Source organism: Pseudomonas soli (assembly GCF_021283165.2).
Classification (GTDB): domain Bacteria; phylum Pseudomonadota; class Gammaproteobacteria; order Pseudomonadales; family Pseudomonadaceae; genus Aquipseudomonas; species Aquipseudomonas soli.
This window is the reverse complement of record NZ_CP128543.1, coordinates 4431082-4445858: the sequence shown is the minus strand read 5'-3', so window position 1 is coordinate 4445858 and position 14777 is coordinate 4431082. Positions and strand designations below refer to the sequence as shown.

14 protein-coding genes are annotated in these 14777 nt (G+C 65.0%); 7 read left to right on the top strand and 7 right to left on the bottom strand.

Annotated features, from left to right (window positions below):
• Window positions 1–4 precede the first annotated feature (4 nt).
• From LU688_RS20555 to LU688_RS20530, 6 genes are all read right to left on the bottom strand, one after another.
• On the bottom strand, window positions 5–1393 hold the full coding sequence (locus LU688_RS20555; RefSeq protein ID WP_052062223.1) for a sensor histidine kinase: 1389 nt from the start codon (window positions 1391–1393) through the stop codon (window positions 5–7).
• Between the two features lie 12 nt (window positions 1394–1405).
• Window positions 1406–1822, bottom strand: coding sequence for a Spy/CpxP family protein refolding chaperone (locus tag LU688_RS20550; RefSeq protein ID WP_023632412.1), 417 nt, complete (start codon window positions 1820–1822; stop codon window positions 1406–1408).
• Between the two features lie 128 nt (window positions 1823–1950).
• Entirely contained in the window at window positions 1951–2628 is a 678-nt protein-coding gene (locus LU688_RS20545; protein ID WP_110605314.1) for a response regulator transcription factor, read from the bottom strand.
• Between the two features lie 7 nt (window positions 2629–2635).
• Window positions 2636–3028, bottom strand: a complete 393-nt coding sequence (locus LU688_RS20540; RefSeq protein ID WP_023632893.1) for an SH3 domain-containing protein — start codon at window positions 3026–3028, stop codon at window positions 2636–2638.
• Between the two features lie 138 nt (window positions 3029–3166).
• Entirely contained in the window at window positions 3167–3466 is a 300-nt protein-coding gene (locus LU688_RS20535; RefSeq protein WP_038706584.1) for a YciI family protein, read from the bottom strand.
• Window position 3467: 1 nt separating this feature from the next.
• Window positions 3468–4064, bottom strand: a complete 597-nt coding sequence (locus tag LU688_RS20530; RefSeq protein ID WP_023631974.1) for a septation protein A — start codon at window positions 4062–4064, stop codon at window positions 3468–3470.
• Between the two features lie 67 nt (window positions 4065–4131).
• On the opposite strand from LU688_RS20530, the gene LU688_RS20525 reads away from it, so the two are divergent.
• The 6 genes from LU688_RS20525 to LU688_RS20500 all read left to right on the top strand — a co-directional run bounded on the left by LU688_RS20525 (window position 4132) and on the right by LU688_RS20500 (window position 10586).
• Complete coding sequence (locus LU688_RS20525) at window positions 4132–4992, top strand: PHP domain-containing protein (protein WP_038706583.1); 861 nt, start codon at window positions 4132–4134, stop codon at window positions 4990–4992.
• 13 nt (window positions 4993–5005) lie between these two features.
• On the top strand, window positions 5006–5635 hold the full coding sequence (locus tag LU688_RS20520; RefSeq protein ID WP_094011886.1) for an L-threonylcarbamoyladenylate synthase: 630 nt from the start codon (window positions 5006–5008) through the stop codon (window positions 5633–5635).
• A complete protein-coding gene (locus LU688_RS20515) occupies window positions 5632–6459 on the top strand; it encodes a segregation and condensation protein A (protein ID WP_094011858.1) in 828 nt (275 codons plus the stop codon). The genes LU688_RS20520 and LU688_RS20515 overlap by 4 nt, the downstream gene beginning before the upstream one ends.
• A gap of 14 nt (window positions 6460–6473) precedes the next feature.
• A complete protein-coding gene (gene scpB, locus LU688_RS20510) occupies window positions 6474–7235 on the top strand; it encodes an SMC-Scp complex subunit ScpB (RefSeq protein ID WP_094011859.1) in 762 nt (253 codons plus the stop codon).
• A 145-nt stretch (window positions 7236–7380) separates the two neighbouring features.
• Entirely contained in the window at window positions 7381–8445 is a 1065-nt protein-coding gene (rluB, locus tag LU688_RS20505) for a 23S rRNA pseudouridine(2605) synthase RluB (RefSeq protein WP_038706581.1), read from the top strand.
• Between the two features lie 722 nt (window positions 8446–9167).
• On the top strand, window positions 9168–10586 hold the full coding sequence (locus tag LU688_RS20500; RefSeq protein WP_023632492.1) for an amino acid permease: 1419 nt from the start codon (window positions 9168–9170) through the stop codon (window positions 10584–10586).
• Between the two features lie 72 nt (window positions 10587–10658).
• Here LU688_RS20500 and LU688_RS20495 read toward each other — a convergent pair whose 3' ends face one another.
• Complete coding sequence (locus LU688_RS20495) at window positions 10659–11540, bottom strand: LysR substrate-binding domain-containing protein (RefSeq protein WP_038706580.1); 882 nt, start codon at window positions 11538–11540, stop codon at window positions 10659–10661.
• A gap of 151 nt (window positions 11541–11691) precedes the next feature.
• Between LU688_RS20495 and ydiJ the strand changes: the two genes are divergently transcribed.
• Complete coding sequence (gene ydiJ, locus LU688_RS20490) at window positions 11692–14709, top strand: D-2-hydroxyglutarate dehydrogenase YdiJ (protein ID WP_232888130.1); 3018 nt, start codon at window positions 11692–11694, stop codon at window positions 14707–14709.
• Window positions 14710–14777: the final 68 nt, after the last annotated feature.

Sequence of the window (14777 nt, the reverse complement as noted above, 5' to 3'; positions counted from 1 at the left end):
TTAGTCAGCCAGCGCTAACTTCGCTGGGCAGTTCCAGCGTAGCCACGAACCCACCCTGCGGATGGTTCGCAAGCTTCAGGCTGCCACCATGGCGCTCCGCCGCCTTGCGTGCAATCGCCAGCCCCAGCCCATGTCCCGGCGCCTCTTGCCCCGGTGCCCGGAAGAATGGCTCGCCCAGCTGCGCGAGATGCTCGGCCGCCACCCCCGGCCCATGGTCGCGCACGCTCAGCACGATACGGTCCTGTTCGCGGCTGGCGCGCAGCTCGATCGGCTGCCCGGCCGGATTGAAGCGCAGCGCATTGCGCAGCAGGTTGTCCACCGCTCGTTCGATCAGCGTCGGCCAGCCTTGCAGGGTCAGGCCAGGCTGCATCTCCAGACGCACCTCCTGATCCGGCGCTGACAGCTGGGCATCCTTGCGCACGCCGCCCAGCAAGGCATTGAGGTCCACCGGCTCGGCATGTGCCTGCTCGGCATCGACCCGGGCAAGCACGAGGATTTCGCTGATCAAGTCTTCCAGACGATCGCATTCGCGGGTCAGGCGTGGCCACAGGGCCTGACGCTGTTCCGGCTCGGCGCGCTCGGCCAGGGCCAGGGCGATGCGCAGCCGGGCCAGGGGTGAACGCAGTTCGTGGGACACATCGCGCAACAGCTGGCGCTGGCTGCCGATCAGGCTCTGCAGGCGTGCGCCCATCTTGTTGAAGTCGTTGGCCAGCACGCCGAACTCGTCACGGCGCACGGCCAGCCGCGCCAGGCTGTTCTGCTGGTAGCTGGTCTGCCCCAGGTCGTGCACGGCGCCGCGCAGGCGGCTGAGCGGGCGGGTGATCGACAGGGTTACCAACAGGCTGAACAGGGTCAGCACCACCAAGGCTATGCCCAGGGCGCTGAGCGGCCAGATAAGGCTTTCGCGGTGCCAGGCGGCCAGCTCCGGGTGGGGGATACGGTAGATCAGCAGGTAGGTCTCACCGCTGCCGGGGCTGGTGTATTCCTCGGTCAGGCGGCGCCACGGCAGGCGACGTTCGTCGTTGTGCTGGCGTGCCTCGAAGGCCGCGGCGCGGCGCGGGAAGGTGCCGGGGACCACGGCATCGCCGCTGTCGTCGAGCACCTGCACGTCGATCTTGTAGCGCTGCTTGCGCCGTTCCAGGAAGCGTTGCGACGACTCCAGGCCTTCCTGTTCGTAGTGCTGGGCCCAGTGGCTGGCCAGGTTGTTCAGGCCTGGGTGGCGACTGAGGATCCAGGTGTCCTGGTTGAGCATGTGCCCGAGCAGGATTGACAGCCCGGCGACCAGGGCGATGGCCAGCCAGAAGCTGGCCAGGATGCGCCAGAACAGTGAACGCAAGACAAGCACCTCCAGGAAATGGCGAAAGCCCGGCGCGCTGGGAAGCGGGCCGGGCATCGGGCTGACAGCTTACTGGGCCTTGCCGGTTTTTTCAGCCTTCCAGGCCTGGAACTCCTGCCACTCGGCCTTGCGCGCGGCGCGCTCCTTCTGCAGGTCGTCGAATTTCTTCTGCTGGTCGGGCTTGAGCAAGGCGCGGATCTGGCCTTCGGTCTTGTCGTGGCTGGCCTTGAGCTCGTCCTTCAGGGCTTTCTGCTCGGCGGCGGGCAGCTTGGCGATGTAGCGTTCGTTGATGTCGCGGCGTTGCTTCATCTGCTCGCCCATCAGCTTGCCGATCTGCTGGCGCTGGTCGCGGCTCAGGTCCAGCTGGGCGAAAGGCGCGTCACCGCGATGATGCGGGCCGTCGTGGCGCGGGCCGCCTTCGGGCATGGCCATGGCCACGGTCGGCAGGGCGGCGGCGAACATCAGGGCGATAAGGGTCTTGCGCATGGTGTCTCTCCTTTCAGGGGCCGGTGGTTACCGGATGAGCCCAGTCTAGGGAGATCAAGGTCAAGGGCGGTCAGGCGAGGGTAAAGGCTGGGTAAAGATGACAGGGCCGCGCAGCGGCCCCGGTTTTACTACAGACTGTAGTAATAGCCGCGGCTGCGCAGGGCGACGATGCGCGGGCGGCCATCCGGGTGCGGCCCGATCTTCTTGCGCAGGTTGCTGACATGCATGTCCAGGCTGCGGTCATAAAGCGTGAGCTTGCGGCCCAGGCCGATCTGCGCCAGTTCCTGCTTGTCCAGCGGCTCGCCGGGTTGGCGCAGCAAGGCTTCGAGGATGCGGCTTTCCGACAGCGTGAGGGTCATCTCGCGCTGGTCGATGCTGACCACGCCGCGTACCGGGCTGAAGATCAGGTCGCCGATCTCCATCTGGCTGCTGGGCGCGCTGGGGTGGCTGCGGCGCAACACCGCGCGCAGGCGGGCGGTGAGCTCGCGGGGGTCGCAGGGCTTGGCCAGGTAGTCGTCGGCTCCCAGCTCCAAGCCAAGGATGCGATCCAGCGGCTCGCCACGGGCCGAAAGCATCAGCACCGGCAGGTCGGTGTGTTCGCTGCGCAGCTGTTTGAGCAGTTCCAGGCCGCTGCCGTCGGGCAGCATGACATCCAGCACCACCGCCGCCGGGGCGTGGGTGGCCAAGGCCTGGCGCGCACTCTGGCCATCGTGGCAGGCGCGCACCGCAAACCCTTCCTGGGTCAGCCAACTGCCGAGCAGCTCGCACAGTTCCTGGTCATCATCAATTAGTAACAGCTCGCTCATTTCTCACTCAATTCAACCATTGCCGGCGTCTTCTGTGTCCGCCGCTGGCTAAGATACCGCAGACTGCGGACAACAGTGCAACGGCCGAGCCGATCAGGAACCATTGCTGCTGGTCGGTCAGCGGGCTTCGCGGGGCGCTGGCGCCTGCCTGCAGTTCCTTGATCGTCAGCTTCAGGCGCTGGTTGTCCTGGCGCAGGCGGGCGAGCTGGGCGCTTTCACGCTCGCTGTCCTGGTTCTGCAGTTGCTGGGTCAGCGCCGTGCGCTGTTTCTCGCTTTCTTCCAGGCGCTGCTGCAAGTCGGTGATCCGCGCCCCGGCTTCCAGCGACAGCGGCTGTTCGGCCGTGGCGAAAGGGGACAGCAGCAACAGGCAAAGCAGCAGGGACATCGGACCTTGACGCATTGGAACTCCTGATTCGTATCGATTCAGGAGGTTGTCGGCCAGTCGTCGGATTTTATGAGTAGTGCCGCGCGGGGTGTAGCAGGGAGCGGCTTCGTGGGGGCGGGCTTGCCGCTGCGAAGCCCGTCCCGGTAAAGCCTGTTACGGCAGGACTTGCTTGAACGGCTTGACCACGACCTTGGCGTACACGCCCGCGGCAATGTACGGATCGGCGTCGGCCCAGGCCTGGGCGGCGGCCAGGGAGTCGAACTCGGCGACGATCAGGCTGCCGCTGAAGCCGGCGGCGCCCGGGTCGTTGCTGTCGATGGCCGGGTGCGGGCCGGCAAGCACCACACGGCCCTCGGCCTTGAGCTGCTGCAGGCGTTCGATATGCGCGGGGCGGGCGGCCAGGCGGTTTTCCAGGGAGTTTTCGACGTCGCTGGCGATGATGGCGTAGAGCATGTCAGTCCTTGGGTTTGGAGGTGGAGGGGTCGGCATCGTGCAGGTGGCGCGACAGGTAGACCCCCTGGGCCACCAGGAACAGCACGGTCATGCCCAGGCTGCCGAATACCTTGAAGTCGACCCAGATGTCCTGGAAGGTGAAGGCGACGAACAGGTTGGCGGCGCCGCACACCAGGAAGAAGGCGATCCACGCCACGTTCAGGCGGTTCCACACTGTTTCTGGAAGTGTCAGGGCATGGCCCATTATGCGTTTGATCAGCACCCGGTCACCGATGAAGTGGCTGCCGGCGAACGCCAGGGCGAACAGCCAGTTGACCACGGGCGCCTTCCACTTGAGGAAGGTCTCGCTGTGGAAGGCCAGGGTCAGGCCACCGAACACCAGGCAGGCGACCAGGGTCAGCAACTGGCCCTTCTCCAGCTTGCCGTGGCGCAGGAACAGCGCGCCGTAGACCACCACGGAGCTGACGATCAGCATGGCGGTGGCGCTGTAGATCCCGCCGAACTCGAAGCCGTGGCCGGCGAATTCGACCGGGCGCGGGTCAAGCTTGTAGACGATGAAGAACAGCAGCAGCGGGATGAAATCGATGAATTGTTTCACAGTGGCAGCCAGAAGCGGGATGTGACGGCATAATAACAAACATCGATTCCTGCGAAAGCGCTCCTCCATGAATGTTGATCTGCACTGTCACAGCACGGCCTCCGACGGCGCCCTGTCGCCCACGGCACTGGTCGCCCGGGCCCATGAGCACGGGGTGCGCACGCTTTCGCTCACCGACCATGACACCCTCGAAGGCCTGCCGGAGGCGCGCCAGGCGTGCCTGGACAACGGCATGCAGTGGGTCAGCGGCGTGGAGCTGTCGTGCACCTGGGGCGGCGCCACCATTCATGTGCTGGGCTACGACTTCCCCCTCGACGCGCCGCCGTTGCTCGATGCCATCGCCAACCTGCACCGTGGTCGTTGGCTGCGCGCCGAGGAAATCGACCGCAAGCTGGCGGCCAAGGGCATGCCCGGCGCGCTGGACGGCGCGCGGGCCGTGCAGCAGGAACTGGGCGACAGCGGCAACGCCCCGGCGCGCCCGCACTTCGCCGAGTTCATGGTCCGCGCCGGCTTCGTCAAGGACCGCGGCGAGGCGTTCCGCAAGTGGCTGGGCGCCGGCAAGCTGGGCGACGTCAAGCTGCACTGGCCGACGCTTGAGGAAACTGTCGCGACGCTGCGTGAGTCCAATGCGTGGGTGAGCCTGGCCCATCCCATGCACTACGAACTGACCCGCAGCAAGCGCAGACGGCTGATTGCCGACTATATTCAGGCTGGAGGGCAGGCACTGGAAGTGGTCAACGGGATGATGCCGCCCGAGCAGGTGGGGACGATGTCGATCCTCACCCGTGAGTTCGGCCTGCTGGCAAGCGCCGGCAGCGACTTCCACGGCCCTGGCACCTGGGGCGAGATCGGTGCCTACCGGCCATTGCCTGAGGACCTGCCACCCCTGTGGCGCCGATTCCGACATGAACAGCCTATGGCGGTATGAACAGGACGACTTCGTGAGCCAATTTTTCCAGATTCATGCGGAGAACCCGCAGCCGCGCCTGATCAAACAGGCTGTCGAGATCATCCGCAAGGGTGGGGTGGTGGTTTATCCGACCGACTCGGCCTATGCCATGGGCTGCCAGATCGGTGACAAGGCTGCCATCGAGCGCGTGCGCCGCCTGCGCCAGCTGGACAAGCACCACAACTTCACCCTGCTGTGCTGCGACCTGTCCGAGATGGGCACCTTCGCCAAGATCGACACGGCGACGTTCCGCCTGCTCAAGGCCCACATTCCGGGCCCGTACACCTTCATCCTCAACGCCACCCGCGAGGTGCCGCGCCTGCTGATGCACGACAAGCGCCGCACCATTGGCCTGCGCGTGCCGTCCAACCCCATCGTCCTGGCCCTGCTCGAGGAACTGGGCGAACCGCTGATGAGCGTCAGCCTCATCCTGCCGGGCGACGAGGAGCCGATGACCGACCCCTACGAGATCCGCCAGCGCCTGGAGCACCACGTCGACCTGATCATCGACGGCGGCTTCGGCGACCTGAAGGCCTCGACCGTCATCGACCTGTCCGGTGACGAGCCCGAGCTAATCCGTGAAGGCTGCGGGGATCCGACGCCGTTCCTGGTCAACGCGTGAGCCAGGTACAAGCCCCCGAGGCGCCGGCCACAGAGGCGCAGACGCCGTTCCAGCTGCAACTGGCCCTGGTCTACGGCGAAGCCCTGACCGAGATGCCGGTCGACCTGTACATTCCGCCGGATGCCCTGGAAGTCTTCCTCGAAGCCTTCGAAGGCCCGCTGGACCTGTTGCTGTACCTGATCCGCAAGCAGAACGTGGACATTCTCGACATCCCCGTGGCCGAGATCACCCGCCAGTACATGAGCTACGTCGAGCTGATGAAGAGCGTGCGCCTGGAGCTTGCGGCCGAGTACCTGGTGATGGCCGCCATGCTTGCCGAGATCAAGTCGCGCATGCTGCTGCCGCGTTCCGGCGAGGTCGAGGAGGAGGAGGGCGACCCGCGCGCCGAACTGATTCGCCGGCTGCAGGAGTACGAGCGGTTCAAGGCCGCCGCCGAAGGTATCGATGAGTTGCCCAGGGTCGGACGCGAAGTCGTCGTGCCGCGCCTGGAGGCTCCGCAAGCCAAGGTGCGCAAGTTGTTGCCGGAGGTGGCGCTGGAAGAGATCCTGCTGTCCATGGCCGAGGTCATGCGCCGCAACGACCTGTTCGAGAGCCACCAGATCACCCGCGAGGTGCTGTCGACCCGCGAACGCATGAGCGAAGTGCTCGACCGCCTCAAGGGCGGTGCCTTCGTGCCCTTCGTCGAGCTGTTCACCCGCGAGGAAGGCAAGCTCGGCGTGGTGGTGACCTTCATGGCGATTCTCGAGCTGGTGAAGGAATCCTTGATCGAACTGGTGCAGAATGAGCCCTTCGCCCCGATTCACGTCCGTGCCCGGGCAGAATGACCTGACAACTATCGATGAACCTGAACGAACCCCGTGAACTGGCGTCGCTGATCGAGGCCTTCCTGCTTGCCTCGGGCAAGCCGCAATCCCTCGAGCGCCTGTACGAGCTGTTCGAGGAGGCCGAGCGCCCGGCCCCCGCCGTTTTCAAGAAGGCCCTGGAAGTGCTGGGCAAGTCCTGCGCTGGCCGCGCCTTCGAGCTCAAGGAAGTAGCGACCGGCTATCGCCTGCAGATCCGCGAGGACTACGCACCCTGGGTCGGCCGCCTCTGGGAGGAGCGTCCGCAGCGCTATTCCCGCGCGCTGCTGGAAACCATGGCGCTGATCGCCTACCGCCAGCCCATCACCCGTGGCGAGATCGAGGACGTGCGGGGTGTGGCGGTCAACAGCAACATCATCAAGACGCTCATGGAACGCGAGTGGATCCGCATCGTCGGCTACCGCGAGGTGCCCGGGCGACCGGCGATGTTCGCCACCACCAAGGCATTCCTCGATCATTTCAACCTCAAGAGCCTCGATGAGCTGCCGGCGTTGGTCGAGCTGCGCGAGCTGGAGGTGGAACCCGAGGTCGATCCGGACGATGCGCCGGTACCCGCACACCTGCAAGCCCTGGCCGATGCCAGCCTGGGCGAGGAGGGCGAGGAAATGGAGCCGAAGGAGGAGACCAGCTTCCGCTCGCTGCTGGTGGAGCTCGACGCAATGGAAGAAGGGCTCAAGATCGATTTCGATGATTTGCGCGATGAGGCTTCCACCGAGCCCGAGGACGAACCAAAGGCCTGACAACCTAACTCTGTGGAAGCTGGCTTGCGCCTTTGGGCGGAATCTGCTGAACGATCGGCAAAAACCTTCTACCCTCCAGTGCGTTCCCTTGCTGAACCGCGTATGATGCGCGCCCGCTTTCACTACTACACCGGGAGGTGCCCAGATGAGTGACAAAGACCTGCAAGACCAACAACCTACCCCGCCGTCCGGCGAAAAGCTGCAGAAGGTGCTGGCGCGCATCGGCGTCGGCTCGCGCCGTGACGTCGAGGCCTGGATCGGCCAGGGCCGGATCAAGGTCAACGGCGTCGAGGCCACCCTCGGCCTGCGCGTCGACCTGCACGACGCCATCACCGTCGACGGCAAGCTGATCAAGCGCGTCGAAGCCGCCGAGGCGACCCGCCGCGTAATCATGTACAACAAGCCCGACGGCGAGATCTGCACCCGTGACGACCCGGAAGGCCGCCCGACCGTGTTCGACCGCCTGCCGCGGCCGAAAGAGGGCCGCTGGATCAACATCGGCCGCCTGGACATCAACACCACCGGCCTGCTGCTGTTCACCACCGACGGTGAGCTGGCCAACCGCCTGATGCACCCGTCTTATGAAATGGACCGCGAGTACGCAGTGCGTGTGCGCGGCGAAGTCGACGACGACATGGTCGACCGGCTCAAGGCCGGCGTGGTGCTCGAGGATGGCCCGGCCAAGTTCACCGATATCCAGAAGGCGCCAGGTGGCGAAGGCTTCAACCACTGGTACCACTGCGTGGTGATGGAAGGACGCAACCGTGAGGTGCGTCGCCTGTGGGAATCCCAGGGTGTGGTGGTCAGCCGCCTGAAGCGCGTGCGTTTCGGCCCGGTGTTCCTCAACTCCGACCTGCCGATGGGCCGCTGGCGCGAAATGAGCCAGGGCGAGATCGACATTCTCGCCGCGGAAGTCGGCCTGCAGCCGGTGGCACTGCCGGAAATGAAGCTCAAGGCCAAGGACAAGCTCGAGCGCCTGCAGCGCAAGTCGACCCGTCCGCTGGGGCGTGGCGAGCGCGTGCGCACCCTGCGTCCTGCCGCCGAAGGCCAAGCCGAGCGTCCGGCACGTGCGCCGCGTGAAGACGCAGCGCCGCGCAAGGGCAACCGCGGCAGCACGGTGGCCGAGCGTCCGAGCGAGATGCGCAAGCGTCCGTCCCGTCCTGAAGGCGACAAGCCGGCAGGTCGTGGTCGCGGCAAGCCGCGCGGCTGATTCGGCCCGGTAGCGAGAGAGCCAGCCTTCGGGCTGGCTTTTTTGTGCCTGCGGTAAATGGCCCATCGCGGGGCAAGCCGCTCCCACGAATAGTGTGCGCATCGAGGCAGCGGGCCTGCCCCGCAATGGGGCGCAAGGCGGCCCCAAGTACTTGAACGGACAGAAAATTTCCCGACTAGTGGCAAATTTTCAAACCACCTTGTAAAGAAAGTTATACGTTTTTGGGCGTTTTGCCCGGCTTAGCTGTGCTTTTCCATTCTTCGTCACAAAATCTTTCCAAAGCCTGCGCGCCAGAGCCTCCCCGGCCCTCTCCACCCCCTTCCCAAACCCCCGCCCAGGCGCTGAGATAGCGCCATTGCCGTGTGCAGAGCCAGGCAGGATCGCCAGGCACTTAAAACAACAAAATGGAGGCGCCATGCACGCCGATCACTCCGCCTTTTCAGGCCTTCACCCCAGGAACGCTGCGTTTTTTCCACAGGAAACGATGCAACGCGTTGACGCCTGCGCGTTTGCAGGGGTATACAATGCGCCGCGTTTTACCTGTGACTCCCTTGCGTACCGCGCACGCTTGCTGACACCCGGTTGATCCGCCCCTGGCCACCAAGGCCACGAGCGACTGCCCGTCACAAGTATCCAAGGTAACCACCTTGCCCATTCCGCTGCGCCACGAGTGCGGTGGGTCCGATTCCGTCACAGATAAAAACAAGCAGGTGACTTCGTTCATGAGTGGACATAACTCACAGTCCGGCGAACTCAAGCGTGGCTTGAAGAACCGCCATATCCAATTGATCGCCTTGGGCGGCGCCATCGGCACCGGGTTGTTCCTGGGCTCGGCCGGCGTGATGAAGTCCGCCGGTCCGTCGATGATCCTCGGCTATGCGATCTGCGGCTTCATCGCCTTCATGATCATGCGCCAGCTCGGCGAGATGATCGTCGAAGAGCCGGTGGCCGGCTCCTTCAGCCATTTCGCGCACAAGTACTGGGGCGGTTTCGCCGGTTTCCTGTCGGGCTGGAACTGCTGGGTGCTGTATATCCTGGTGGGCATGTCGGAACTGTCGGCGGTGGGCAAGTACGTCCACTACTGGTGGCCGGAAATCCCGACCTGGGTAACCGCGGCGGCGTTCTTCCTGCTGATCAACGCGATCAACCTGATGAACGTGAAGTTCTTTGGCGAAGCCGAATTCTGGTTCGCCATCATCAAGGTGGTGGCCATCGTCAGCATGATCGGCCTGGGTGCCTACCTGCTGACCAGCGGCAGCGGCGGTCCTGAAGCCTCGGTGACCAACCTGTGGGCCCATGGTGGTTTCTTCCCGCACGGTGTCAGCGGGCTGGTGATGGCGCTGGCGTTCATCATGTTCTCCTTCGGTGGCCTGGAGATGCTCGGCTTCACCGCCGCCGAGGCCGACAAGCCGAAGACCGTGATCCCCAAGGCGATCAACCAGGTCATCTACCGCATCCTGATCTTCTATGTCGGCGCCCTGGTAGTGCTGCTGTCGCTGACCCCATGGGACAACCTGGTGGCGAGCATCGACGCCTCCGGCGGCAGCTACGGCAGCAGCCCGTTCGTCCAGGTGTTCTCGTTGCTGGGCAGCGACGTGGCGGCCCACCTGCTGAACTTCGTGGTCCTGACCGCGGCGCTGTCGGTGTACAACAGCGGCACCTACTGCAACGCCCGCATGCTGCTGGGCATGGCCGAGCAAGGTGATGCGCCGGCGGCGCTGGCCAAGGTCGACCGCCGCGGCGTGCCGGTACGTTCGATCCTGGTCTCGGCAGCCGTGACCCTGATCGCGGTGCTGCTCAACTACCTGATGCCGCAGAATGCCCTGGAGCTGCTGATGTCGCTGGTGGTGGCGACCCTGGTGATCAACTGGGCGATGATCAGCTACTCGCACCTCAAGTTCCGCCAACACCTTGACCGCACCGGCCAGAAGCCGCTGTTCAAGGCCCTGTGGTACCCGTACGGCAACTACCTGGTGCTGGCGTTCGTGGTGCTGATCCTGGGCATCATGCTGCAGATTCCGGGCATCCAGGTGTCGGTGTACGCGATGCCGGTGTGGCTGGTAGTGATGTATGTGGCCTACCAGCTCAAGAGCAAGCGTGGCTCCCAGGCCAATGGCGCTGCCGGCAGCATCGCCAAGTAAGCGCTGAGGCGCACCAACAAAAAACCCGATGCCGAATAACCGGCATCGGGTTTTTTGTTGCCTGTGCAGGCCTCAGATCTGTTCGAGCAACCAGCCACGAAACGCTCGCAACGATGGCAATGCCTCGTTCCTGGGTGGATAGATCAGGTAGTAGCTACGCTGGCTGGCAAACGGTGTGCCCGGGCTGAACAGTTCGCCGCTGGCCAGTTCCTCCTGCACCAGGATCCTGGGCACCAGGCCAATGCCTATGCCTGCCCGAACCGCCTGTATCAAATGCGAGGTCAGCTCGAAACTTGGCCCAAGGCGCATCGCCCGGTGGGGCAGGGCATGGTGGGAAAACCACTCGCCCCAGGCATGGGGGTTATTGGCGACGTTGAGCAGTACTTCCTCGCTGATCCTTTGCGGGCTCCATTGGCCATCCGCATTGGCTTCGGGCGGCAGGATCACCACCAATTCCTCGGCATGCAGGCGATGGCAGATCAGTCCGGGCAGGTCGTGGCTGGCAACGCCGATGGCCGCGTCGATTTCGCTAGTGTCGAAGTTGATGGCTTCGATACGTGAATGAATGTGTACCAGCATGCCGGGGTGAGCGCCGTAGAAGGCATGCAGGCGCGGTAGCAGCCATTTCGAGCCGAAGGTCGGCAGCGTTGCCAGGCGCAGGGTTCCGACGCCCGACTGATAGGCCAAGGCCTGCAGGGTGGCGCTGCGGATGCGCCCGAGGGCTTCGCTGAGTTCGCGCTGGTAGAGGCGGCCGACGTCGGTCAGTTGCACCTGACGCCCCTCGCGGCGAAACAGGGTGAGCCCCAGCTGTTGCTCCAGTGCCTGCACCTGCCGGCTCACCGCGCTCTGGGTCAGCGACAGCTCGGCGGCGGCGCGGGTATAGCTTTCATGCCGCGCGGCGGCCTCGAAAGCCAGAAGGAGCGACATCGAAGGGGTGAGGTGGCGGTAATTCATTCATAAAGCTCATCGATAGCGGCAGGAATATCCGTTTGCCCCTGGCGCGAAACTACAGGAACATTGACGTATTCGAAATCCTCCCATGATCCATTCATGCCGGAGCGACAAGATTTCCGTGAATTAGCCGATATCAAAGAGGCATCCTTCGATGATCGCCCAGCTGCCGCCCCGCGCGCCCGCCGCCCAATACCCCGAATTCCTCGACGCCCTGAAGAACAGCGGCTTCCGTGGCCAGATCAGCGCCGACTACGGCACCCGCACCGTGCTGGCCACCGACAACTCGATCTACCAGCGCCTGCCCCAGGCGGCGGTGTTCCCGCTGGACGTCGACGACGTGGCGCGGGTCGCCACGCTGATGGCCGAGCCGCGTTTTCGTGACATCAAGCTGACCCCGCGTGGCGGCGGTACCGGCACCAACGGCCAGTCGCTGACCGACGGCATCGTCGTCGACCTGTCGCGGCATATGAACAGCATCCTTGAAATCAACGTTGAGCAACGCTGGGTTCGGGTGCAGGCGGGTGTGGTCAAGGACCAGCTGAATGCCGCGCTCAAGCCCCACGGGCTGTTCTTCGCCCCGGAGCTGTCCACCTCCAACCGCGCCACCGTCGGCGGCATGATCAACACCGACGCCAGTGGCCAGGGCAGCTGCACCTACGGCAAGACCCGCGACCACGTGCTCGAATTGCACAGCGTGCTGCTCGGCGGTGAGCGCCTGCACAGCCTGCCGATCGACGATGCGGCGCTGGAGCAGGCCTGCGCCGCCCCAGGCCGGGTCGGCGAGGTGTACCGCATGGCCCGCGAGATCCAGGAAACCCAGGGCGAGTTGATCGAGAGCACCTTCCCCAAGCTCAACCGCTGCCTGACCGGCTACGACCTGGCGCACCTACGCGACGATCAGGGCCGCTTCAACCTCAACAGCGTGCTGTGCGGGGCCGAGGGCTCGCTGGGCTATGTGGTCGAGGCCAAGCTCAATGTGTTGCCGATCCCCAAGTACGCGGTGCTGGTCAACGTACGCTACACCAGCTTCATGGACGCCCTACGCGACGCCAATGCGCTGATGGCGCACAAGCCGCTGTCGATCGAGACCGTAGACTCCAAGGTGCTGATGCTGGCGATGAAGGACATCGTCTGGCACCGCGTCGCCGAATACTTCCCGGCCGACCCCGAGCGCCCGACCCTGGGCATCAACCTGGTGGAGTTCTGCGGTGACGAACCGGACGAGGTCAACGCCAGGGTCCAGGCCTTCGTCGCGCACCTGCAGGCGGACAAGAGTGTCGAGCGCCTGGGCCACACCCTCGCCGAAGGCGCCGAAGCGGTGACCCGCGTCTATGTGATGCGTAAGCGCTCAGTAGGGCTGCTGGGCAACGTAGAGGGTGAAGTGCGCCCGCAGCCGTTCGTCGAGGACACCGCGGTTCCGCCGGAGCAACTGGCCGATTACATTGCCGACTTCCGTGCATTGCTCGATGGCTATGGCCTGGCCTACGGCATGTTCGGCCATGTCGATGCCGGTGTGCTGCACGTGCGCCCGGCGCTGGACATGAAAGACCCGGCCCAGGCCGCGCTGGTCAAGCCGATCTCCGATGCCGTGGCGGCGCTGACCAAGAGCTATGGGGGCCTGCTGTGGGGCGAGCACGGCAAGGGCCTGCGCTCGGAGTACGTGCCGGAGTACTTCGGCGAGCTGTACCCGGCGCTGCAGCGGCTCAAGGGCGCGTTCGACCCGCACAACCAGCTCAACCCGGGCAAGATCTGCACCCCACCGGACAGCGCCGAAGGCCTGACCTCGGTGGATGGCGTGACCCTGCGCGGCGACCTGGACCGCAGCATCGATGAGCGCGTGTGGCAGAGCTTCGGCAGCGCAGTGCACTGCAACGGCAACGGCGCCTGCTACAACTACGACCCCAACGACGCCATGTGCCCGTCGTGGAAGGCCACCCGCGAACGCCAGCACTCGCCCAAGGGCCGTGCCTCGCTGATCCGTGAGTGGCTGCGCCTGCAGGGCGAGGCGAACATCGATGTGCTCGCCGCCGCCCAGCGCAAGGCCTCCTGGCTCAAGGGGTTGCCGGCGCGGCTGCGCAACAGCCGTGCGCAACGGCAGGGGCAGCACGACTTCTCCCACGAGGTGTACGACGCCATGGCCGGTTGCCTGGCGTGCAAGTCCTGCGCGGGGCAGTGCCCGATCAAGGTCAACGTGCCGGATTTCCGCTCACGCTTCCTCGAGCTGTATCACGGCCGCTACCAGCGTCCGCTGCGCGACTACCTGATCGGCTCGCTGGAGTTCACCATCCCGTACCTGGCTCATGCGCCGGGCCTGTACAACGCGGTGATGGGCTCGAAGTGGGTGAGCAGGCTGCTGGCGGACAAGGTCGGCATGGTCGACAGCCCGCTGATCAGTCGTTTCAACTTCCAGGCCACCCTGACCCGTTGCCGGGTTCAGGTTGCCAGCGTGCCCGCGCTGCGTGAGCTGACCCCGGCCCAGCGCGAGCGCAGCATCGTGCTGGTGCAGGACGCCTTCACGCGCTATTTCGAGACGCCACTGCTGGCCTCGTTCATCGAGCTGGCCCATCGCCTGGGGCACAAGGTGTTCCTCGCGCCCTACAGCGCCAACGGCAAGCCGCTGCATGTGCAGGGTTTTCTCGGTGCCTTCGCCAAGGCGGCGGTCCGCAACGCCACCCAGCTCAAGGCCTTGGCCGACTGCGGCGTGCCGCTGGTGGGGTTGGACCCAGCGATGACCCTGGTCTATCGCCAGGAGTACCAGAAGGTCGATGGCGTGGAGTGCCCGTCGGTACTGCTGCCCCAGGAGTGGCTGATGAACGTGCTGCCCGAGCAGGCGCCGTTCAAGGCCGACAGCTTCCGCCTGATGGCCCACTGCACCGAGAAGACCAATGTGCCGGCCAGTACCAGGCAGTGGGAGCAGGTATTCGCCCGCCTGGGGTTGAAGCTGGTCACCGAGGCCACCGGCTGCTGCGGTATGTCTGGTACCTATGGGCACGAGGCGCGTAACCAGGAGGTCTCGAAGACCATCTTCGAGCAGTCTTGGGCGACCAAGCTGGACAAGGCGGGGGAGGCCCTGGCGACTGGGTATTCATGCCGCAGCCAGGTCAAGCGCATGACCGAGAAGCAACTGCGCCACCCGCTGGAGGTAGTGCTGCAGTTCGCGCAGCGCTAGTGATATTGTCGGGGCCGCTATGCGGCCCAATCGCCGGCAAGCCGGCTCCCACTCTGATCGCATAAGCC